The sequence below is a fragment of the Sphingomonas sp. BL-S-25 genome (assembly GCF_055521555.1).
In genome coordinates this window covers 3,939,299-3,962,364 of sequence record NZ_CM145486.1, presented here as the reverse complement: position 1 = coordinate 3,962,364, position 23,066 = coordinate 3,939,299, and the positions used below count along the sequence as shown (strand labels likewise).

The 23,066-nt window shown below is 65.0% G+C and carries 15 protein-coding genes and 1 pseudogene; 9 read left to right on the top strand and 7 right to left on the bottom strand.

Annotated features, from left to right (window positions below; translation table 11 throughout):
• The first annotated feature begins 85 nt into the window (after positions 1–85).
• The 4 genes from ACZ1H8_RS19160 (at position 86) to ACZ1H8_RS19145 (ending at position 6,329) form a co-directional block, all read left to right on the top strand.
• Positions 86–982 (top strand): ABC transporter ATP-binding protein, encoded by an 897-nt coding sequence (locus ACZ1H8_RS19160; RefSeq protein ID WP_465178821.1) that lies wholly within the window; start codon positions 86–88, stop codon positions 980–982.
• A 14-nt stretch (positions 983–996) separates the two neighbouring features.
• On the top strand, positions 997–4,587 hold the full coding sequence (locus tag ACZ1H8_RS19155) for an ABC transporter permease/M1 family aminopeptidase (RefSeq protein ID WP_465178820.1): 3,591 nt from the start codon (positions 997–999) through the stop codon (positions 4,585–4,587).
• Between the two features lie 100 nt (positions 4,588–4,687).
• Positions 4,688–4,954, top strand: coding sequence for a DUF6356 family protein (locus tag ACZ1H8_RS19150; RefSeq protein WP_346245530.1), 267 nt, complete (start codon positions 4,688–4,690; stop codon positions 4,952–4,954).
• A 22-nt stretch (positions 4,955–4,976) separates the two neighbouring features.
• The gene (locus tag ACZ1H8_RS19145) at positions 4,977–6,329 is read left to right on the top strand and encodes an FAD/NAD(P)-binding protein (RefSeq protein ID WP_465178818.1); all 1,353 of its coding nucleotides are present in this window, start codon (positions 4,977–4,979) and stop codon (positions 6,327–6,329) included.
• 10 nt (positions 6,330–6,339) lie between these two features.
• Here ACZ1H8_RS19145 and ACZ1H8_RS19140 read toward each other — a convergent pair whose 3' ends face one another.
• Positions 6,340–6,942: a TetR/AcrR family transcriptional regulator gene (locus ACZ1H8_RS19140; RefSeq protein WP_465178817.1), complete on the bottom strand. Its 603-nt coding sequence runs from the start codon at positions 6,940–6,942 to the stop codon at positions 6,340–6,342.
• Between the two features lie 141 nt (positions 6,943–7,083).
• Here ACZ1H8_RS19140 and hppD point away from each other — a divergent pair, with 141 nt between their 5' ends.
• The 3 genes from hppD to ACZ1H8_RS19125 all read left to right on the top strand — a co-directional run bounded on the left by hppD (position 7,084) and on the right by ACZ1H8_RS19125 (position 9,936).
• Positions 7,084–8,121, top strand: coding sequence for a 4-hydroxyphenylpyruvate dioxygenase (gene hppD / locus ACZ1H8_RS19135; RefSeq protein WP_465178816.1), 1,038 nt, complete (start codon positions 7,084–7,086; stop codon positions 8,119–8,121).
• Between the two features lie 157 nt (positions 8,122–8,278).
• Complete coding sequence (hmgA, locus tag ACZ1H8_RS19130; RefSeq protein WP_465178815.1) at positions 8,279–9,559, top strand: homogentisate 1,2-dioxygenase; 1,281 nt, start codon at positions 8,279–8,281, stop codon at positions 9,557–9,559.
• A gap of 23 nt (positions 9,560–9,582) precedes the next feature.
• Positions 9,583–9,936, top strand: coding sequence for a Rieske (2Fe-2S) protein (locus ACZ1H8_RS19125; RefSeq protein WP_465178813.1), 354 nt, complete (start codon positions 9,583–9,585; stop codon positions 9,934–9,936).
• A gap of 6 nt (positions 9,937–9,942) precedes the next feature.
• On the opposite strand, the gene ACZ1H8_RS19120 is transcribed toward ACZ1H8_RS19125, so the two are convergent.
• The gene (locus ACZ1H8_RS19120; RefSeq protein WP_465178812.1) at positions 9,943–12,000 is read right to left on the bottom strand and encodes a M13 family metallopeptidase; all 2,058 of its coding nucleotides are present in this window, start codon (positions 11,998–12,000) and stop codon (positions 9,943–9,945) included.
• A gap of 100 nt (positions 12,001–12,100) precedes the next feature.
• Between ACZ1H8_RS19120 and ACZ1H8_RS19115 the strand changes: the two genes are divergently transcribed.
• Complete coding sequence (locus ACZ1H8_RS19115) at positions 12,101–12,553, top strand: MaoC family dehydratase (RefSeq protein WP_465178810.1); 453 nt, start codon at positions 12,101–12,103, stop codon at positions 12,551–12,553.
• Between the two features lie 16 nt (positions 12,554–12,569).
• Complete coding sequence (locus ACZ1H8_RS19110) at positions 12,570–13,799, top strand: flavin monoamine oxidase family protein (protein ID WP_465178809.1); 1,230 nt, start codon at positions 12,570–12,572, stop codon at positions 13,797–13,799.
• Here ACZ1H8_RS19110 and ACZ1H8_RS19105 read toward each other — a convergent pair.
• From ACZ1H8_RS19105 to ACZ1H8_RS19085, 5 genes and pseudogenes are all read right to left on the bottom strand, one after another.
• A pseudogene (locus ACZ1H8_RS19105) lies at positions 13,796–14,577 on the bottom strand (IS5 family transposase). The gene ACZ1H8_RS19110 and the pseudogene ACZ1H8_RS19105 overlap by 4 nt on opposite strands.
• A 76-nt stretch (positions 14,578–14,653) precedes the next feature.
• A complete protein-coding gene (locus tag ACZ1H8_RS19100) occupies positions 14,654–15,175 on the bottom strand; it encodes a hypothetical protein (RefSeq protein WP_465178808.1) in 522 nt (173 codons plus the stop codon).
• Positions 15,176–15,221: 46 nt separating this feature from the next.
• On the bottom strand, positions 15,222–16,688 hold the full coding sequence (locus ACZ1H8_RS19095) for a flavin-containing monooxygenase (protein ID WP_465178807.1): 1,467 nt from the start codon (positions 16,686–16,688) through the stop codon (positions 15,222–15,224).
• 79 nt (positions 16,689–16,767) lie between these two features.
• On the bottom strand, positions 16,768–21,024 hold the full coding sequence (locus ACZ1H8_RS19090) for a translocation/assembly module TamB domain-containing protein (protein WP_465178806.1): 4,257 nt from the start codon (positions 21,022–21,024) through the stop codon (positions 16,768–16,770).
• The gene (locus tag ACZ1H8_RS19085; protein ID WP_465181424.1) at positions 21,024–23,006 is read right to left on the bottom strand and encodes an autotransporter assembly complex protein TamA; all 1,983 of its coding nucleotides are present in this window, start codon (positions 23,004–23,006) and stop codon (positions 21,024–21,026) included. Before ACZ1H8_RS19085 ends, ACZ1H8_RS19090 begins: the two co-directional genes overlap by 1 nt.
• Positions 23,007–23,066: the final 60 nt, after the last annotated feature.

Here is a 23,066-nt window from a genome sequence, read left to right as displayed (position 1 = left end):
GTGTTCAAGCATCACACCAGCTTCAGCTGCTTTACCTTTGTAAAACACCCGTTATGGTCTGCGCATCACATACGGGGGAAATCGCATGTTGGACCTGAAGCAGCTCACCCATGTCTATCCCAACGGGACGCGGGCCCTCGACGATGTCACCCTTTCCATTCCCAAGGGGATGTTCGGCCTGCTAGGCCCGAACGGTGCGGGCAAGTCGACGCTGATGCGGACTGTGGCCACGCTACAGAGCCCAACCTCGGGCAGCGTGACCTTTGGCGACATCGATGTAGTGCGCGAACCCGAACGGCTTCGCCGCACGCTCGGTTATCTTCCGCAGGACTTCGGCGTGTATCCGCGCGTGTCGGCCTATGACATGCTCGATCACATGGCGGTGCTGAAGGGCATTGCCTCCGCGCGCGAGCGCAAGGACACGGTCGAGACGCTCCTCAACCAGGTCAATCTGTGGACCGTTCGCAAGAAGGCGATCGCCGGCTTCTCCGGCGGCATGCGCCAGCGCTTCGGCATTGCCCAGGCGCTGATCGGCAATCCCGAACTGATCATCGTCGACGAGCCCACCGCCGGTCTCGACCCCGAGGAGCGCAACCGCTTCCTCAATCTGCTGGCCGAGATCGGCGAGAATGTCGTCGTGATCCTGTCGACCCATATCGTCGAGGATGTCGCCGACCTGTGCCCGCGCATGGCTGTGCTCGCGGCCGGGCGGATCCAGCTGGAGGGCGCACCGCTCGACCTGATCGCGCGCGCCCGCGGAACCGTCTGGGCCAAGACGATCGATCGCAGCGAGCTCGACGCCTATCGCACGCGCTATGAAGTGATCTCCACGCGCCTGTTCGCGGGCCGCACCGTCGTCCACATCCTGTCGCCCCAGGATCCCGGCGAGGGATTCAGCGCGGTCGATGGCGGGCTGGAGGACGTCTATTTCTCCACGCTCGCGCAAAGCCGCCGCCCCGTCACCGACGCCGTCGCGGCCTGAGCGGAGACACCGGCATGTTCGGAAAGATCGCGAGCTTCGAGCTTCGCTACCAGCTGCGCAATCCCGTCTTCTGGGTCGTTGCGATATTGTTCTTCCTCCTCGCCTTCGGCGCGATGACGGTAGAGCAGATCCAGATCGGGTCGGGAAGCAACGTCCACGCGAACAGCCCCGAGGCGATCGCGCAGATGATGCTGATCCTCTCGCTGTTCTTCATGTTCGTCACGACGGCATTCGTGGCGAACATCATCGTGCGCGACGACGAGAGCGGCTTCGGGCCGATGGTCCGGTCGACGCGGGTCTCGAAATTCTCCTATCTGATCGGGCGTTTCACCGGCGCGGCGGTGGTCTGCGCCATCGCCTTTGCCGCGATCCCGCTCGCCATCTGGCTCGGGTCGATGATGCCGTGGCTCGACAGCGAGACGCTCGGGCCCAACCGGCTGTCCGACTATCTCTACGCCTATTTCCTGCTCGGTCTGCCCAACGTGCTGTTTACCGCGGCGATCTTCTTCGCGGTCGCCACGATGACGCGGTCGATGATGTATTCCTATGTCAGCGTCGTCGTCTTCCTCGTTCTCTACTTCGTGCTGATGAGCGTTCTTCGCGCGAAGCCCGAGTTGCGCGAGATCAGCGGCTATATCGAACCGTTCGGCCTCGCTGCCTTCTCCAACGTCACCCGATACTGGACCGCGGCGGAATCGAACGCGATGATGCCCGCCTTCACCGGCCCGTTGCTCGGCAACCGGCTCATCTGGGGCGTGGTCGGGCTCTGTGCGCTGGTGGTTGCCTATTGGCGCTTCTCCTTCGCGGAAAGGGGCGTGTCCGCCCGCAAGCTGCGCAAGCAGGCACGCAAGGCGGACAAGCTGGCCGCGACCCAGCCGCAGACCGTCGAGACCCTGCCCCCCGCCCGCCCGGAAGCAGCCGCATGGACCCAGCTGTGGCAGCGCTGCAGGTTCGAGATGGGTCTGGTCTTCCGCAGCCCTGCCTTCCTCGTCCTGCTGATGATCGGCATGTTCAACACGATAGGCGGGCTGCTGTTCGCCAACGAGATCTACGGCACGCCGTCGCGACCGCTCACCTTCATTACGATCCAGGACCTGCTGGGCATGTTCGGGATCATCCCGATCATCATCGCCATCTATTATTCGGGCGAACTGGTCTGGCGCGATCGCGACCGCAAGATGCACGAGATCATCGACGCGACCGCCCTGCCCAACTGGGCCTATATGGTGCCCAAGACGCTGGCGGTCACCGGCGTGCTGTTCGCGACGCTGCTAATCTCCGCTGTCGCCGCCATCATCATCCAGCTGGCACGCGGCGTGACCGACATCGAGATCGGCCAGTATCTCGCCTGGTATCTGTTGCCGATGACGATCGACATGGCGATCCTCGCCGTGCTGGCGGTGTTCGTTCAGGCGATCAGCCCCAACAAATATGTCGGCTGGGGGATCATGGTGGTCTACCTCGTCGCGACGATCACGCTCAGCAACATCGGCTTCGATCACCCGCTCTACAATTACGGCACCACCGGAACGGTGCGCTTCTCCGACATGAACGGCGACCAGGTCGGCGGCGCGACGGCGTGGTGGCTGCGGCTCTATTGGGGCGCCTTCGCGCTGGCGCTGGCGGTGCTGGCGCATCTCGTCTGGAGGCGCGGCACCGAGACTCGGCTGCGTCCGCGACTGTCTCGCGGCGCGCGCCGCCTGGCGGGCACGCCCGGGCTGATCCTGGGCGCGGCGGTGGCCGTCGCCGCGGTCAGCGGCGGCTGGCTCTACTATAACATGAATGTCCTGAACGACTATCGCACCCGCGATGGCGAGGACGAGCGGCTGGCGAATTACGAGAAGAAATATCTGAAGTACGAGACGGTCCGCCAGCCGTCATTGACCGACATTCGCCTGAACGTCGATCTGCACCCGTCGCGCCAGCAGATGACGACGACGGGGGAATATCGCTTCGTGAACGACACGGGCGCGCCGCTGAGCGATCTTCACGTCCGCTTCCCCGACCGGTCGGGCAAGCTCGCGAAGATCGCGGTCCCGGGCGCGACGCTGGCGATGGAAGACAAGGATTTCGACTATCGCATCTTCCGCTTCCCCAAGCCGCTGGCGCCGGGTGCGGTAGGAACGGTCAGCTTCACCGTGACCCGTGAGACGCGCGGTTTGCGGGCGAACAATCTCGATACCCGCTTGGTCGGCAACGGCACGTTCCTCAACAATTTCGAGATCGCTCCCGCAATCGGCATGGACCGCCAGGGCCTGTTGAGCGACCGCGTCAAGCGCCGCAAATACGGGCTGCCCCCGGAACTGCGCCAGGCGAAGCTGGAGGACCTGTCGGCGCAGCGTCGCAACTATCTCGGCAACGCCTCCTGGGTGCGCAGCGACATCACCATCTCGACCGAGGCGGGTCAGACCCCGATCGCGCCCGGTCGCAAGGTAGCGGACACGACCAATGGAGACCGCCGGACGGCGCGGTTCGTCTCCGATGCGCCGATCCTGGCCTTCTTCTCGATCCAGTCGGCCGATTATGCCGAGAAGTCGCTGGACGCCGATGGCGTGCGTCTGACGGTATTCTATGATCGCAAGCATCCGTTCAACGTCGACCGGATGCTCGCCGCGCTGAAGAGCTCGCTCGGCTATTACCAGGCCAATTTTGGCCCCTATCAGTTCGATCATGCGCGGATCATCGAATTCCCGGGCTACCAGCGCTTCGCCCAGGCGTTCGCCGGGACGATGTCCTATTCGGAATCCTTTGGGTTCCTCGCGAACAACAGCGATGCCGACAAGATCGACTATGTGACCTATGTCACCGCGCACGAACTGGCGCACCAATATTGGGCGCATCAGCTGATCTCCGCCGACATGCAGGGCGGCACCATCTGGGTCGAGACCATGGCGCAATATTCGGCGCTGATGGTGATGAAGCAACTCTATGGAGCGGACAATATCCGCCGCTTCCTGAAGTATGAACTCGACAGTTATCTGCGCGACCGAGGCAGCGAGGCGATCGAGGAACTGCCGCTCGAGCGCGTCGAGAACCAGGGCTATATCCATTATCGCAAGGGATCGCTGGTGATGTACCTGCTCCAGGACCGGCTGGGCGAGGACCGGGTGAATGCGATGCTGCGCCAGAAGCTCGCCGAGCACCGCTTCAAGGGCGCGCCCTACCCGCGCTCTACCGAACTGGTCGACGGCTTCCGCAGCCTGGCCCGCAATGCCGAGGAGCGGCAGCTGGTCGACGACCTGCTGACCCGGATCACCCTGTACGACCTGAAGGCGAAGACAGCGACGACGCGCAAGCTGGCCGATGGTCGCTGGGAAACGACCCTGACGGTCGAGGCGGCCAAGGCCTATGCCGACGGCAAGGGCAAGGAAAGCGCCGCACCGCTGGCCGACCGGATCGATATCGGCCTGTTCGACCAGAATCCGGGCTATGGCGTGCTCAAGAAGTCAGACGTGATCTCGATGACGCGCGAACCGGTGCGGTCGGGCGCGCAGCGGATCAGGATCGTGAGCAACCGCCATCCCGCCTTTGCCGGGATCGATCCCTACAACAAATATGTCGATCGCAACGGCGACGACAATGTCATCCCGGTCACTTCAAGCTAGGATTGCGTCAGAGGGGAGACGGCGTCTCGCGACGCGGTTTCCCCTTTTCGCCCCGCGCTGCTAGGAAGGGGGCGACACAGATAATAGCGGGTAGCCCACCATGTTCGATCGCGTATTCCTGTCCCACCCCCGCAGCGTCGGCGAGACCTATGTCGAGCATGCCGGCGTTGCAGGCCGGTTCGGCGCGACGATGATCGTGGGCGGGGTTGCCTGCCTGATCCATGCAGTGCTGCCCGCAGTCTTCCCCCGCGCCGCCAGCGATCGGGTCAAGCGTCTCTACGCGCAAATGGTCGCCCGTCAGCCCAATGCCCCGGCGATGCGCCAGGCGCACCGCGACCCCGAATGGCAGATCGAGTACGAGATCTGACCGCTTGAGATCCGGGGGGATTATGAAGATCGAACATGTCGCCATCATCGGCGGTGGCTTTTCGGGCACGCTTCAGGCGATCAACCTGCTGCGCCATGACGGGCCGAGAGCGACGCTGATCGAGCGGGCGCCGCGTCCCGGCGTCGGTCTTGCCTATGGCGCGGCGCATCCCAGCCATGTGCTGAACGTCCGCGCGGGCAATATGAGCGCCCTGCCCGACGATCCGGGCCATTTCGTCCGCTGGCTCGAGAGCCGCGGCGTGGCAGAGCCGACCACAGCGTTCATTCCGCGCGTAACCTATGGCGAGTATCTGCAACAGATGCTTGAAGAAACCCGCCGATCGGCGGGGGACCGGTTGACCGTGGTCCGCGGCGAGGTCGAGGATGTGGACCTTGTCGGAAGCGGCGCCCGGCTGCGGCTCCAGGATCGGACGATCGATGCCGATGTCGCTGTGCTGGCGGTCGGCAACTTGCCGCCCCACGTCCCGCCCGGGCTCGATCCCGATGCGCTGTCGGCCGATCGCTACATGGGCAATCCCTGGGATCCGGGCATCGCCGATGGGCTCAGCGAACAGGACACCGTCCTGATCATCGGCACCGGGCTGACGATGGTCGATGTCGCACTCACCCTGGATGCGCATGGCTATAAGGGTCGGATCATCGCGCTGTCGCGGCGCGGCCTCCTGCCCCGGTCGCATGGACCCGGCGCGGATTGGGCGAAGATCGACGAACGACCCGATACCGTCGCCTCCGAACTGCTGCACCGGGTACGTGCCCGCGCGGACGCGATCGGTTGGCGCAACGCGGTCGACGAACTCCGCCCCTTCACCCAGCCGATGTGGGGCAACGCCGACGAGGATCAGCGCGCGCGCTTCCTGCGCCATCTTCGCCCCTGGTGGGATGTCCATCGCCACCGCCTGGCGCCCGAGGTCGATGCACGTCTCCAGGCGATCATCGATCGCGGCCAACTGATCGTGCGCGCCGCCAAGACCCTGTCGTTCGAGCCCTCCGACAATGGCGTGAGCGTCGCTGTGAGACCGCGCGGCACCGCCGAGGTGGAAACGCTCTCGGTACGGCGCATCGTCAACTGCACCGGCCCGCTGACCGATCTCGCCCGGACCACCGAACCGCTGCTCCGAACGCTGGCCGCGCGCGGCACGATCCGCGCGGACGCCGCAAAGCTCGGGATCGCGGTCGACAACCAGGCTCAGACGATCAATGCCGAGGGGAAGATCAACCGCTCGCTCTATGCGCTCGGTCCGATGACGCGTGGCGCTTTCTGGGAAATCGTAGCGGTGCCCGATATCCGCACGCAGACTTGGAACCTCGCGCGGCGCCTGTCGAACGCGCAATGGGTGGGCGGCGAAGGCCTTTAGGCCGGCGCGATCAGAGCATAAGCCCTTTGGCAAGCAGCGCGCCGTGGCGGCGGGTGAGGATGCGCGTGCTTTCATAGGGCGCGCCCTCGATCAGCCACTGCGTCAGCAAACCCATGTACATCGACCGAAACGAGAGCACCAAGGTTTCGGCCGGCAGCGCGCGCCGCATGCCGGGCCGCGCGAGCAAGCGTTCGAAAAGCGCCTCGATCGCCAAATCGAGCGCGCGGAGATGATTGGCCAGGTCGGCGGGCATCGCGTCGCTACCGAACAGCCGGCAAAGGAATGTCCGGACGCAGGGACTATGCGGCGCCTTGCGCTCCAGCAATATCCAGGCCGCGGCGTCGATCGCCTCGGCCACGCTCATCCCTTCTTTCGGGAGCAGGGCGATTTCGCAGAACGCCTTGCGATCTGCCTCGATCAGCAGGGCAATCGCAATATCGTCCTTGCCGTCGAAATGCGTATCGACCGTCGCCTTGCCGATCTGAGCTTCGGTCGCAATGGCGTCGAGCGTCACGCGCTCCATGCCGTCACGGTCGGACAGACGAGCAGCGGCCGCGACGATGCGCCCGCGGGTATCGACCCGCTCTCTCTCCTTCAGCTTGACGACAGCCATGACGCATCATGCCCCGAAACTCGGCCTTGATGCAAGTTATCCACAGGCTGTTGAAAACCACTCCGGGTAACTCAGGTTGATATAGTATCATTTGACACCAAATCGACGATCGCCTAACCGCACCGCATGATGGAGGCGACCATGACCGATCCGACAAATCCGCTTGGCCTGAACGGCTTCGAGTTCGTTGAATTCACCTCGCCCGATCCCGAGGCGATGGCGCGGCAGTTCGAGCAGCTTGGCTTCGTCCCGACGCACCGTCATCCCAGCAAGAACATCACCCGCTACAAGCAGGGTCGCATCAACCTGATGCTCAACCGCGACGAGGCTGGCCGCGTCGCCGCCTTCCGCGGTGAGCACGGACCCTCTGCCAGCGCGATGGCGTTCCGCGTCGCCGATCCCAAGGCGGCGCTGGAATGGGCGCTGGCGCATGGCGGCAAGGCGACCGACGAGGATGACACGGTCATCCAGGGCATTGGCGGATCCTATCTCTACTTCATCCAGGATGAGGTCGACCTCTATGCCGACTGGGCCGAATTCCCCGGCTGGCAGCAGGCCGAGGCGGAGAACAATGTCGGTCTCGACCTGCTCGACCACCTGACCCACAATGTCCGTCGCGGCCAGATGCGCGTGTGGAGCGAATTCTATCGAACGCTCTTCGGCTTCGAGGAGCAGAAATATTTCGACATCAAGGGCCAGGCGACCGGCCTGTTCAGCCAGGCGATGATCGCGCCCGACAAGGCGATCCGCATCCCGCTGAACGAGAGCCAGGACGACAAGAGCCAGATCGAGGAGTTCATCCGAGAGTATAAGGGCGAGGGCATCCAGCACCTCGCGCTGACCACGCCGGACATTTTCGACACGGTCGAGCGGCTGCGCGAGCGCGGCGTCAAGCTGCAGGACACGATCGAGACCTATTACGAGCTGGTCGACAAGCGGGTCCCTGGCCATGGCGAGGATCTGGAGCGGCTGCGCAAGAATCGCATCCTGATCGACGGCAATGTCGGCGACGAGGGCATCCTGTTGCAAATCTTCACCGAGAATATGTTCGGGCCGATCTTCTTCGAGATCATCCAGCGCAAGGGCAATGAAGGCTTCGGGAACGGCAATTTCCAGGCCCTGTTCGAGAGTATCGAGCTCGATCAGATCCGCCGCGGCGTAATCAAGGTCGACGCGTAACGCTTTTTGCGTCATGCCCGCATCTGCGGGATTCGGAACGACACGGACCATGCGGCATCCAGGCGGTGCCGCCCGAGTTGGAGAGGGAGAGCCGGGGGAAGCGCGCGAGTAGCGTTGGCGTTGCTTCACCCCGGCCAAATCCAGGAAATCACCCGGCATGACCGACTATTTCCCCGGTTTCGGCAACCATGTTTCGACAGAGGCGGTCGCGGGTGCGCTGCCGATCGGCCGCAACAGCCCTCAGCGTCCTGCCTTCGGCCTTTATGCCGAGCAATTGTCAGGCACGGCCTTCACCGCGCCGCGCCACGAGAATCGCCGCTCCTGGCTGTATCGCCTGCGTCCCAGTGCCGAACATCCCCCCTTCGCGCGTTACGAGGGCGCCGCCCGCTTTGCGCCAGGTACAGTGGACGCCCCCCTGCCCCCCAACCGGCTGCGCTGGAACCCGATCGAGGCCCCCGCCCCCGGCACCGACCTGATCGATGGCATGACGACGATGCTGGTCAATCGCGATCCGGCGGACCTGGAGGGCGTCGCGGTCCATATCTATGCCGCCAACGCCGATATGGAGACGCGGGTCTTTTGCGACTCGGACGGCGAGCTCCTGTTCATCCCGCAGTCCGGCCGCCTGACGCTGCTGACCGAGTTCGGCCGGGTCGAGATCGCACCCGGCCAGATCGCGCTGGTCCCGCGCGGCGTCCGCTTCCGCGCGCTCCTGCCCGACGGCGAGGCGCGGGGCTATGTCGCGGAAAATCACGGTGCGCTGTTCCGCCTGCCCGATCTCGGCCCGATCGGCGCCAATGGCCTGGCCAATCCGCGCGATTTCGAGACGCCGGCCGCCTGGTTCGAGGACCGCGACGAGCCGTTCGAAGTCGTCCAGAAGCATCTCGGTAGCCTGTGGACCACCCGCATCGAACACAGCCCGCTGGACGTCGTCGCCTGGCACGGCAATCTGGCGCCCTGGCGTTATGACCTGGCCCGCTTCAACACGATGAACACGGTCAGCTTCGACCATCCCGATCCGTCGATCTTCACCGTGCTGACCTCACCCAGCGATGTGCCGGGCCGCGCCAATGCCGACTTCGTGATCTTCCCGCCGCGCTGGATGGTGGCGGAGGATACGTTCCGCCCGCCCTGGTTCCATCGCAACGTCATGAGCGAGGCGATGGGCCTGATCCATGGCGCCTATGACGCGAAGGCGGACGGGTTCGCGCCGGGCGGCCTGTCGCTGCACAATCTGATGGCCGGCCACGGTCCCGATGTGACCAGCTGGCGGGGCGCGACCGAGGCCGAACTGAAACCGCACAAGATCGACGGGACGATGGCGTTCATGGTCGAGACGTGCTGGCCGTACAAGCCGACGCACTATGCGCTCGACCGCGCCCAGCCCGATTATGAAGAGGCGTGGCGCGGCTTTCCCAAGGCGCAACTGCCGCGCTGACGCGGGCAGAGCCTGCCGGTTCGATGGAACGCCTCTCCGCCACCCCCGCCGGCATCGCACTCGGCCCGCTCGATCTCGTGGCAGATGGTGCCGCGCGCAATTTCGTACTCGAGATGCGCACCGGGCGGTTCCACGGCTTCGTCGTGCGCAACGGCAACGCGGTCAGTGGCTATGTCGACCGATGCCCGCATATGGGCTTGCCGCTCGCGCAGGAACTCGACCGCTATCTGACCGCAGACGCCTCGCTGATCCAGTGCAGCTGGCACGGCGCGCTGTTCCGCATCGATGACGGCACCTGCGTCGGCGGACCGTGCACCGGGGCGGCGCTGACGCCCTGGCCGGTCACGGTCCGCGACGGGGTGATCGTCACCGCCTGAGGCGGGTCACCACACTTTCACGCGCTTGTCCGGCGCCAGATACAGTTTCTCGCCGGGCTTCACCCCGAACGCGTCGTACCAGGCATCGATGTTGCGTACCGTCATCGCCCGCCAGCGATCGGGCGCATGGCCATTGGTCGCGACCTGCTGGCGCAATGCCGCCTCGCGCGCCTTGGCCCGCCAGCTCTGGGCAAAGGCTAGGAAGAAGCGCTGGTCGCCGGTCAGCCCGCCGATCACCGGCGCGTCCTTGCCCCCCAGCGACGTCCGCCACGCCTGATAGGCGGCCGCCAGCCCCGCGACGTCGGCGATATTCTCGCCCAGCGTCAGCTTGCCGTTGACGTGGAGTCCGGGGAACACTTCATAAGCATCATATTGCGCGACCAGCGCCGCGCCCTGCGCCTCGAAATGGGCCAGGTCTTCCTTGGTCCACCAGTTGCGCAGCCGCCCCTCGGCATCGAAATCCGCGCCGAGATTGTCGAAGCCATGGCTGATCTCATGCCCGATGATCGCACCGATCGAGCCATAGTTGCTCGCGGCGTCCGCGGCGGGATCGTAGAAGGGCGCCTGCAGGATCGCGGCCGGGAAGTTGAGCGCATTCTGCAGCGGCAAATTGACCGCATTGACCGTCTGCGGCGTCATCCACCATTCGCCGCGATCGACAGCCTTGCCGATCTTCGCCAGCTGATGCGCCGTCTCCGCCTTTTCGGCGCGGCGCAGATTGCCGACCGGATCGTCCGCCTTCACCTCCAGCGATGAATAGCTGCGCCACGTCTCGGGATAGCCGATGCCGACGCGCATCGTCTCGATCTTCTTGCGCGCCTCGGCCTTGGTCGCCGGCGTCATCCAGTTCAGTCCCGCGACCCGATCGTCGAACGCCTTCAATATGCCCTTCACCATCATCTGGATGTCGCTCTTCGACGAGGCGGGGAAATATTGCTCGACGTAGAGCTTGCCCATCGCATCGCCCAGCCAGGCATTGACGCTGGCGATCGCACGCTTGTCGCGCGGCCGCTGCTGCGGCGTGCCGCTCAGCGTCTTGCTGAAAAAGTCGAAATGTGCCTGGTCGATCGCGGCCGGCAGCACGTCGCTGACCTGATTGATGCGGTGGAAAGTCAGCCAGTCCTGCCAGTCCTGCAGCGGCGCGTTGGCGACCAGTTTGGCGACGGCGGTGACGGTTGCCGGCTGCCACACGATGAAGTCCTGCTGGCTGGCAAGCCCGGCGGCATTCCAGAAGCCGTTCCAGTCAACCCCCGGCGCCTTTACGGCGAAGTCGGCCTTCTTCCAGGGATTGTTCGCCTTGTGCGCGTCCTGGCTGGTGACATTGTCGGTATGCGCCTGGGCGATCCGCGTCTCCAGCGCCAGGATTCGATCCGCACGCGCCGCCGGGTCGCTGACACCTGCCAAGCCCAGCAGCTGCGCGACATAGGCCTTATAGGCGTCACGAATCTTCACCATCTCCGGCTTGGACGAAAGATAATAGTCGCGGTCGGGCAGCCCCAGCCCGCCCTGCAGCACATAGGGCACGGTCGTGTCCGGCCGGTCGAACGACTGGCTGACGAACAGCCCGAACAGATTCTCGGTCTCGAAATTGGTCGCGTTGAGCGGATCGACATCGACCCGTACATTGCCGCCGAGCATTGCCGACAGGGCGTTCTTGTCCTTCAGCGCGGCGATCGCTGCCAGTTCGCGCTGCAACGGCGCCATGCCCCGCTTCTCGATGCCCGCGGTATCGGTGAACGCCGTGTACCAGTCGGCGATGCGCCGCTGATCGGTGCCCGCCGCCGCCTGCGCCTTGATTGCGGCCTGAACGATCGCGACGGTGTTCGCCTCGGCCTTGTTGAACACGTCGAGGAAGACGCCGGTGCGCGATCGATCGGCCGGGATCTCGGTCCGATCACGCCAGCCACCGTTGGCATATTCATCGAAATCGTCACCCGGCTTCACCGACTTGTCGAGGCCGGATACATCGACGCCGATTTCGGTGCCCTTGGGCGGCGTATTGGCGGCCGGGGTGCAGGCCGAGGTCGCCAGTAGCGCGGCGAGAAGCAGGATCCGGGTCTTCAACGAGTCTCTCCAGCATGAGTGTATGGCTCAATCGCTACACCCGCCCGGCAGGTCATGCCAGCCACTTCCCATGTCTCAATGTCGCGGCTAGGCACAGGTCATGGCTGGACGATTTTTCGATGAGTGGCAGGTCGGCGATACGATCGAGCACGAGCTGCGCCGAACGGTGACCGAGACCGACAATCTGCTGTTCTCAACCATGACCCATAATGCCCAACCGCTGCATCTCGATGCCGAGGCGGCGAAGGCAAGCGAGTTCGGCCAGATCCTGGTCAACGGCACCTTCACCTTCAGCCTGATGGTCGGCATCTCCGTGGGCGACACCACGGTTGGTACGCTCGTCGCCAATCTCGGCTACGACAAGCTGGTGATGCCCAAGCCGGTCTTCATCGGCGACACGCTGCGCGCCACCAGCGAAGTGGTCGAGCTCCGCCCGAGCAAGTCGCGCCCGGGCCAGGGAATCGTCACCTGGAAGCACCGGATGTTCAACCAGCGGGACGATCTGGTCTGCGAATGCCTCCGCTCGGCGCTGCTGCGGAGCAAGGCCGCCTGATCCGCGTTATGCGGCGATGAGCGACTGGGATTTCGTGATCGTCGGCGGCGGTGCTGCAGGTGTTGCGGCCGCGCGGCGCGTGGCGGACGCGGGACGCAGCGTGCTGATCGTCGAGGCTTCGACCCGGCTGGGCGGCCGGGCGCATACGGTGGTCCGCTCCGGACTGCCACTCGACCTGGGATGCGGCTGGCTGCACTCGGCTCAGCATAACCCCTGGGCTCGGGTTGCCGGGCAGGCCGGGTTCGCGATCGATCGCGACCTCCCCCGCTGGATGGACCAGTGGCGCGATCTCGGCTTTTCACGCGAGGAACAGCGCGACGCGTCGCGCGCGTTCAGGGCATTCGAGCACAAGATGCGCGACGCCCCGCCGCCCAGCGACCGGGCGGGCGACCTGATCGACCCGGCGGACAAGTGGAGCCCGTATCTCGAAACGCTCAGCGGCGTGATCAACGGGGCCGGGCTCAATCGCCTCTCGGTCGCCGATTACCTGGCCTATATGGACGCGGCGACCGATACCGACTGGCGGGTGGTCGATGGCTATGGCACGCTGGTGGCCTCGCATGCCGCCGGGCTGCCGGTCGCTATGGGGACGTGCGTCACGTCGATCGATACCGACGGCACAAGGCTGTCGATCGAAACGTCGCGAGGGCGCCTGACTGCCGGTCAGGCAATCATCACCGTCTCGACCAATATACTCGCGTCCGGTGCCATCACGCTCCCCCCTGTCTTTGCCGATGTACAGCACGCTGCCAGCCGCCTCCCTTTGGGTGATGCCGACAAGCTTTTCTTCGAAGTGGAAACGCCCGACGACCTGCCGAGCGACGGCCATCTTATGGGCAATCCCCATGCCGCCATTACGGGGAGCTATACACTTCGTCCCTTCGGCCGCCCCGTCATCGAATGCATGGTCGGCGGCGACGCGGCGCGGACGCTGTGCAGCGCCGGCTTTCAGGAGGCTGCCGAGTTCGCGATCGGCGAACTGGCTGAGCTGCTCGGCAGCGACTGGCGGCGACGGCTGAAACTGGTCGCGGCATCGGCATGGGGGCGGCACAGCTTCGTGCAGGGTGCTTACAGCCACGCCCTGCCGGGTTGCCACGCCGCCCGCCGGCAATTGTCGATGCCGGTCGACGCGCGGATCCGGATGGCGGGGGAAGCCTGCCACGATACCGACTTCTCGACCGCGCATGGCGCCTATGAGACGGGGATCACCGCAGCCGAGGCCCTGATCAAGGGCATCGACCCCTAGGCGCTGTTGACAAAGTTAGGCAACCACCTGCGGATAGCGGCAAGATTGAGGAAACTGGCGAACGACAGCGCGGTTTTGTCGTAGCGGGTGGCGATGCGGCGTTGATGCTTGAGGTGGCCGAACATGCGCTCGATGCGGTTACGGTCTCGGTATCGACGGAAGTCGCAGGCGATGTGTTCGCGCCGGTTGGCCTTTGGCGGGATGATCGGCAGGATGCCGCGCATCAACAGGTTCGCCCGGACCGCATCGCCGTCATACCCTTTATCGGCCAGCAGCGCCTTGGGCTTGTCGACAGGCAACGCCATGAGGTCATCGACAGCGCTATAATCCGATGCCTCCCCGCCAGTCAGGATGAAGCCAAGAGGGCGTCCCTGATTGTCACAACGGGCGTGGACTTTGCACGTAAAGCCGCCGCGTGATCGACCAAAAGCCTCCTTATGAGTCCCCCTTTAGCGCCCGCTGCCGAAACATGGCCGCGAACCGTGGTGCTGTCGATCATGTGCTGCCAGTCGTCGGTCAGCCCGAACTCGACCAGCGTGGCCAGCATCGCATCCCAGACGCCTTGTTCCGCCCAACGCCGGAACCGCACATAGACCGAGTTCCACTTGCCGTAGCGCTCGTGCATGTCGCGCCAGGGGCAGCCAACCCGCAGTACATGCAGCATCCCGTTTAGAAATCGCCGATTGTCATGGGCAGGGCGCGCCTTTCGGCCTCGCTCGGACGGCAGCAGCCCTTCGAGCACCGACCATTCCTCGTCCGTCAGATCGCCACGCGCCATCGCCGCCCCCTGCAAAGAGCAGCCTTGAATCAGAGATAAGGTCGTTTGGGAATCCACTTTGTCAACACGACCTAGATCAGACGTCCTTTTTCTTGGCATAGACGTCGACGGTCGCCAGACAGCGCTCGTAATAGTCATAGCCCTCGCGGGGTACGTCCAGCGTCACCTGAGTCACTTGCTTGCCCTGATAGGTCAGGGTCAGCGACTGGGCGGCGCGGATGAGCGACAGGTAGGATCGCTCCGAACTGTCGAGGAACAGGCCGATGCCCGGCTGCATCTCGCCCCCGGCATTGCCGAAGCCCGTCGCCTCGAAATCTGCGGTGCCGATGCGCACCGTCATTGCCATCTGGCTGCCGCCCTTGATCCAGTCCCAGGCGGGATTGGCGAACGCAAGATAGACGTCGCCGGGATTGTCGCTGTCGGAGATACGGACGCTGGTCCCGTCGGCCCGCTCTGTCGCAATCCAGCAGCTCTCATCCCAACCATAGACGGTCCAGCTTCCGAACCGCTTTTCCGGGAAGCTCTCCTCCGCCGCGGCGGCAGGTGCGAGCGCGACAAGCAGCGCCGCTACCCCCGAGACTTTGGCGAAACCGATCATCGTCGCTCCTCTACAACTCACATCGCCGCGCCCCGCTGTCCCGCGATCAGGCGGCGGCGGAGCTTCGGGGCGCCGGATTGGAAAACTCCATGTCCGTGTCGATCGACCCATAGCGCAGCGCCATCAGGTCGCGCGAGTAATTCTGGTTGAGCCGCCACGGCTTGCGGGCCCCCTGACGCGGAAACTTCGCCATGGCGCGCTGAACATAGCCGGAGGTGAAGTCCAGAAACGGCATCTCCTCGACCGGCGCGCTGAGCCGCGGCGTCGCCTGCCGCATCCCGCGCTTCCTCATCGCCTTGAGCAACCGGCAGACATATTCGCTCGTCAGGTCGGCCTTCAGCGTCCACGACGCGTTTGTATAGCCGAACGACAATGCCAGATTGGGCACGTCGGACAGCATCATCCCCTTGTACGTCGTCCGCGTCGACAGATCGATCGTCTCGCCATCGACGACCAGAGGAATGTCGCTGACAAGCTGCAACTCCAGCCCGGTCGCAGTGACGATCAGATCGGCGGGCAGGATCTCGCCCGTCTCCAGCTCGATCCCCTCCTTCACGAACCGGCGGATATGGCCCGTGACCACCTCCGCCTTGCCGCTGCGCAGCGTCGCGAACAGGTCCGCGTCGGGGACCAGACAGACGCGCTGGTCCCATGGATTGTAGCTCGGTGTGAAATGCGTCTCGACGTCGTAATCGGAGCCCAGTTCGTCGCGGACCATCTGCACCATGTGCGCCTTCACCTTGTCGGGGCGCTTCCGGGCAAGTCGATAGAAGAACTGCTGGAGCAGAACATTCTTCCATCGCGTGACGCCATAGGCGGCCTTGGCGGGAAGCACACGGCGCAGGCCATTTGCCACTGCGTCCTGCGACGGTCGCGACACGACGTAGGTCGGCGACCGCTGGAGCATGGTGACGTGCGCCGCCTGCTTGGCCAGTTCTGGCACCAGCGTGACCGCAGTGGCGCCGCTGCCGATGACGACGACCCGCTTGTCCGCATAATCGATATCGTCGCTCCAGAATTGCGGATGGACGATCCGGCCGGAAAAATCGCTGACCCCCTCGAACTCGGGCGCGAAGCCGCGGCTGTAATTATAATAGCCCGTGCACATGAAGAGGAAGCCGCAGGTGTATCGGCGCTCCTCGCCATTCTCCATCGCGGTCACCCGCCACAAGGCGTCTTCGGTCGACCATGAGGCGGACGTCACTCGGGTGCGGTAGCGGATGTGATCGTCGATCCCGTGCTCGGCCGCCGTCTCCTCCAGATAGCTCAGGATCGACGGGCCGTCGGCGATCGCCTTGGCGTTGGTCCACGGCTTGAACGAGAAACCGAGCGTGTACATGTCCGAATCGGAGCGGATGCCGGGATAGCGGAACAGGTCCCAGGTCCCGCCCAGCCGGTCGCGCCCTTCGAGGATGACATAGCTGCTGCCCGGACACCTGGTCTGCAGGTGATAGCCGGCTCCGATCCCCGACAGGCCCGCCCCTACAACGACGACATCGAAATGCTCCGCCATTCGCCTCTCCCGCTTGGCTGCGCCATGCTTACACAGGTGTAAGCAGCGCAGCCAAGGTCAAAAGCGTGTCCGCGGCAACTCAATAGTCACGGGAGTAACGCAGGCTGACGCTCGACCCGCCGAACGACCCGGTCTGCGACAGGATCGACAGCGACTTGGTCAGCGCCACTTCCAGCTGGGTCGCGGCGAAGCCCCGGGCGTCGGTGATCACTTCGATATAGATATCGTCGGTAATGTACTGGCCGGCCGCCAGCGCGGTGCCGCGCCCGGTCTTGTCGTCCGCGGCAAGCACGCGCAGCCGGTCGATCCCGGTCGCCGAGCGCAGCTTGCCCAGCGGGTTCAGGCCGCCACCGCCGCCGCGCAAGGAATTGAGCGACGATGCCAGTTGAAGCGCCTCGACCGCCGACAGATTCGTCACCGAACTGCCGAACAGGATCCGCGACAGCACCTCTTCCTGGGGCAGCGACGGCGTCGAGGTGAAGCTGATCCTGGGCTGCTGCGCGGTGCCGGAGATGTTCAGGATGGCGGTCACGCCTTCGGCAGTGGTCGTCGCGGCGATATCGATCGTCGGATTGGTCAGCTGCGATCCCTGGAAGCTCACATTGCCTCGGGTGAGCGTGAACCGTCGCCCGGCAAACTCATAGGTTCCGCGAACCACTTCCGCCGATCCGGTGATCCGCGGCGCAGCCGAGGTCCCGCGAACGAACATGGTGGCACGCCATTCGGACTCGAGGCCCATGCCGGACACGAAGAGCTGGTTGTCGGCCGACACGCGCAGGTCGAGGTTCCACAACCCCATCTTCTCCGCCTCGGCGCGCTGCTCCGGCGTCTCGAACACATCGGTCTTGCGCCGCACCCCGGTCAACACCGGCACGTCTGCGGCACCCTGGAGAACGATCTCGTATCGGGCTTCGGGAATGTTGAGACGGCCCTGGATGCGATTGCCCTGGCTGTCGCGGATCACGCGGATCTGACCGGTCGCCGTCGCACCCAGCGCCTCGCTGCGCGCCAGTCGCGCATTGTTGAAATCAGCGGTCACGTCCATCGGGAAGCCCTGGCTGGATGACAGGCCGATCGTTCCCCGCGCCTTCAGCGTGCCATCGCCGGCGACCGCGCTGATATCGTTGATGACCAGCTGGTCGTCGGTGAACCGCCCGTCGATGCTCATCTTTGACAGGCGCGTGCCGAAGGTCTCATTCTCATAGGTGAGATTCGATGCCCTCACGACACCCCTCAGGTCGGGGCTCTGCACCGTGCCGCTGAAATCGGCGGCGATCCCGACCGGTCCCTCGACATGCTGGTTCGCCAGGCCTGCGAGCGAGAACAGCACCGATCCCGGGCCGTTATAGCGCAGGCCGCCGGAGAGCGGCGCGGCCATCAGCCGTTCCGTCCAGCTTCCGGGGCCACTGGGCACCGGGCGCAGATCGGCGACCACCCGGCCGACCGTCGTCGAACCACGCCGGATCAGCGCGCGCGTTTCCGCACCACTCGGCCCCAGCTTGCCGACCACGACCATGTTCACCGTCTCGGAGACCTGGCTGATGCTCGCACGGGTGAAGTCGGCGACCTCGATCCGCATGTTCGCGGTCGGAAAATCGCTGCCCTCGGCCTGGGCGAAATCGACGCTTCCGGTCGCACTTCCGCCGATGCCCAGTCCGGGAACGAGTGCGTTCACGACGGCCAGATCGACCTGATCGACGCGAAGTTGCAGCGACATGCCGTCGCCATAGGTGCCGGCGATCCGCGCGGTGCCGCGGTCGAAGTTCAGGCGCGTCGGGAGCAGACGGAAGCGTTCCTGTTCAAGCGCAATGCGCGCGGGCGCGCCGTCCGGAGTCCGGAAGCCCACTCCGCTGTCACGTCCGCTCAGCGCGACCAGCCACTCGTCCGGCTTCAGCCTGGCATTGACCGCCAGATTGAACGGCACGCCCGACGACCCGTCGATATAGGCCTGGGCAGTGCCGTTGCCGCCTTTGTAGTTCACCTTCACGCGCGCCGTCTTGACGGTGAACGCGCCGCTGCGAAGCGCAGCCACCTGAGCGTCCGCGACGATTTCCGGCGTGTCGGCCAGGACGATGCTGCCGGTCACGATCGCGCGGCCGATCGTCAGCGCCGCCATTCCGGGGATCTGCGCATTGGTGGCGCGGGCATCGAAATCGGCCCGCTGAAGCTGACCCTGAGCCGACAGCCGCACATTGCCGTTCGCGCCCGATCCCGAGAAGTCGACCCGCCCCTCGAACGAACCTGCCGCGGTCTGCTGAATGCGGCCCGTGATGTCCATACCGGCAAAGCGCGCGGATCGAATCTCGACCGCAAGACGGTTTGCCGTCTCGATAAGGACGTTGGCGGTGAACGGACCGTAGTTGGTGCCGCCCTTCGCCTCGACCGCATAGGCGCCGCTGGGCGTTCCCTTTATTACCGCCTCGAGATCGACCAGGCCGACCCCGAGCCCCGGCCGGGCGACGCGAAGCGCGATCGTCGGCGCGGTGAGCGATCCAGTGACTCGTGCGCTCATCGGACCATATTCGGTCGAGACTGCGTCCGCGTTCAACGTCAGCGCGCCCTTTGGATCATAGCGACCAGAGCCGTTGGTCACGCGGAACTTGGGCGCGGTCATCCGGACGTTCGAAAAGGTGATGATCCCGTTCTGATCGAACCCCACCTGAGCCGACGCCACGGCATTGCCGCCCAGGAACTCGCGCACGCCGTCGCTATAGATGCGGGCGCTCTGCCCTGCGATCTGCCCGCGAATGCCCCAGCCGCCGCCGGGCGCCGCGTAAAGCTTGGCATCGGTCGTCAGATTGACGACACCGATGCCGTCGATCTCATAATCATTGACCCGGCCCTTCAGCGCGCCGGTGTATCGGCCTTCGCTGATGTCGGCGACAACGACCGCGGTCGCCGCGATCCGGTCGGACCGCAGCTTGAGATTGTCCGACAGGATCTGGTCGCCGGAAATGGCGAGATCACCGTCAATCGTCAGATTCGTGACCAGCCCGCCCACGGCGGCGTTCAGGCCGGCGACGCGCGCGGCGCGCGCCTTGACCGGCACCAGGATACGGTCCGCATCGACGCGCGCCTTGCCTTCGGCATAAAGCCGCTCGGCACGCATCTCGCCAAAGCCCAGTGACGCGGCCTGCAGCTTGTAATCGACCACCGGACGCGCAAACTGACCGTTCAGGAGCATCGAGAAACGGACGTCGCGGCCGTTGACATTCTCGGCGATCGCACCCGGCGTCAGCAGCATCGCCTCGGCTCGAAAATTTCCGAACTGGCTCTGCGCAAAGTCCAGCATGCCATTGGCGGTGACGTCGATCGCGCTGGAACGCAGATGCACTTTGGTGTCGGCCCGGCGATCATTCCACGCCACGTCAAGCGCGACATCGACCCGCGGAGCGCCCAGTCGCTCGACGGGACCTTTTATGTAGAGGCCAGGGTTGGCGGTCCCGCGAATGCTGTAGGTGCCGCTACGTGCCGCGACGTTCATGTCGGCGATCGTCTCGCCGCCCAGCGTCCCCACTGCCTTGCCGTTCCAGTTGCTCCAGCTACCCTTGCCGCCAAGGGCGAAGGTCACCGGCTTGTCGAGGCCGGCCAGTCCGGTGATGAAGCCGCCAGCGGGCGCGTTCACGCGCATGTCGATGTCGAGCTGATTGCGGTCCGGGACCGCGTCGATCTTCACCAGCGCGCGGTCGCCGCCTGCAACGCCGGGGCCGCTCAGCGTGCCGGCATCCGCGTCGATCTGCGCGCGTCCGCCCGCCAGATGCGCCTTGCCCTTCAGCATGGCGATATGCCGCTGGCCGGTCACCGCGGTGCCGATCTCGATCCGCGCGATGTCCAGCCGTGCGATGTCGATCGCGATGTTGGGCAGGGTCGGCGCGTTCGGATCGGTCGGGGTGGCCTTCAGCTCGGGCAACCGGTCAAGCCGCACCAACGGGCTGGTCAGCGATCGGATATCGACATGATTGGAGAGAAACTCGAAAGGCCGCCAGTCGAGCGCGATCTCGTCAGCGGACGCGAAAATTCCCTTGCTGTCGCGGACCTGGACGTCGCGCAGCACCATTGCGCCGTAGATCGATCCGTCGATCCGGCCGACGCGCACATTCAGCCCGGACTCCAGCGTATAGTTGCTGAGTTGCCGCGCGAGGAAGTCACGTCCCGGACCGGTGTTGATGCCCAGCATCACGCCGACGACCAGCACGCCCAGGACGGCGATGATGATGCCCAGCCATTTGGCGATGCGGCCGGCGACCGAGCGCCGCTCGCGGATTATGATGGTTTCGGTCGGGCTCTCATCAACGGGCTCGGTCGTCGCGGGCGTCTGGGGCTCGTCGGTCGCCATCAGAATGCCTGTCCGATCGAAATGTAGAGCGACACGCGCGATTCACCCGGCTTGCGGTTGATCGGCGTCGCCACGTCGACGCGCAACGGCCCGAAATTGGTGTACATCCGGCCACCGATGCCCGCGCCGAAGCGGATATCCTTGCCGGTCGGCGCGACACCGTCATACACCTGACCGGCATCGATGAACGGAACGATGCCGAAATTGCCGAAGCGATAGCGCGCCTCGATCGCGAATTCGTTGAAGCTGCGACCACCCACGGGGCGACCGTCTGGCGAGCGCGGACCCAGTTCCTGATAGCCGAAGCCGCGGACCGATCCGCCGCCGCCGGCATAGTAACGCCGCGAGGGCGGCAGGTCGTCGCGGTCGATGCCGGGGATCGAGCCGACCCGCGCACGTCCCGCCAGGACGATGCTGCTGGTGATCGGATAATAGGCCGTGCCCTCCAGCATCAGTCGGGCATAGGGCCGCGCCGCGCCGCGCACCGACGTCTCGGGACTGACATTCGCCTTGATCCGATACCCGCGAGTCGGGTTCAGCAGGTCGTCCGACCGGTCATAACCGAGGAAGGTCGGAAGCGCAGCGATCAGCCAGGTGCCGCGATCGCGCGCGCCGATGTTGAAATTATACCGGTCCTCGTTCGAGCCGACGATCTCGAACCCGTAGAAATAGGTCCAGCGCTTCTGCCAGATCGGGGTCGAATCATAGGAGACGCGGGCAGTCAGCGAACCGGTGAAGCTCTCATAGGCATCGAAGTCGCTGTGATTGGCGCCGACCGAGAAGCTGAGCGTCCGGTCGCGCTGGCGCCAGTTCGAGCGGCGGAAGGTTGCCGTCGCGCCTTGTTCCTGCGTGCCGATCACGCCGGTGCCGATCAGCGCGCCCTCGGGCGGGAAGAGGTTGCGGTGCGTCCAGCTGCCCTGCAACCGGATCCCCTGCCCGGTGCTGTAGCCAAGTTCACCGGCCAGTGTCCGCGGACGCCCGGCGACCTGACGGACGAGCAGATCGACATATTCGGTTCCATCGGGTGCCATCTCGCCGGTGCGGACCGGCTCGACCGAGACGGTCGAGAACTGGCTGGTCGCGATCAGCGCCTCGCGCACATCGTCGACCTTGCGGCTGTCATAGAGGTCACCCCGACGGAACCGCGCGAAGATGTTGAGGTGATCGATGTCGAACACCTGACGGCGTCCCGTGGTCTGGAACCCCCGGAAACTGGAACGCGGACCAAGGGTGACCGGCAGCGTATAGTCGCCAATATGGGTGTCGTCATCGAGCAGGATGTCGCGGTCGCCGACATCCGCGAACGGATAGCCATTTTGCGGCAGTTTCAGACTGAGGTTGGCCTCTGCGGCCTGAACGCGCTCCGCTTCCAGCGGGTCGCCGGTCTTCAGCGGCAGGTTGCTGGTGAGCAGGTCGGCCGGTGTCGCAGGCGCCGCGTCGATGTCCACCGCCCCGAGCTTGTACAACGGACCGGGCGTTGCGGTGATGGTGACCGACAGCTGGCGCCGGTTCCCGGCGCTCTGCTCCACCGTCGAGATGGCGGTGGCGTCGTAATAGCCGAGCGACTGCATTAGCCGCACCGCGAGCTTCTCGTCCTCGACAGCTCGCGCGTTGACCATCGCGGCATTGGCGGCCTTGCCTTTGCCTCGGCGCAGCGCGGAGAGTTCGCGGAAGCGATCCTCGGCATCGATCGCGTCGAGACCCGTTGCGCTCCAATTGTAGAAGATTACGACACTCTTGCTGTCCTTCACCCCCGCAATCTGGGTCGGGGGATCCAGCTTGAACTGATCGAGCGGAGGCAATTCCGCCGCGAATTCAGGCTCTTCCGGTTTGATCGCCTCCAGCGTTTCGGCAAGCGATCGGCCCAGTTCGGCGAGTGCGTCATCCGCCGCTGGCGCGTTCTGCGGCAATGCGCTGAGCGGTGCGTTCAAATCGTCGTCCACCTTGGGCAGGGCCGCTTCGAACGTGGCATCAGGCACGATGACGTCCTGCGGCGTCTGTCGCGTTGGATCAGGCGATGGGGAGGATGGCGGCGCGCCCTG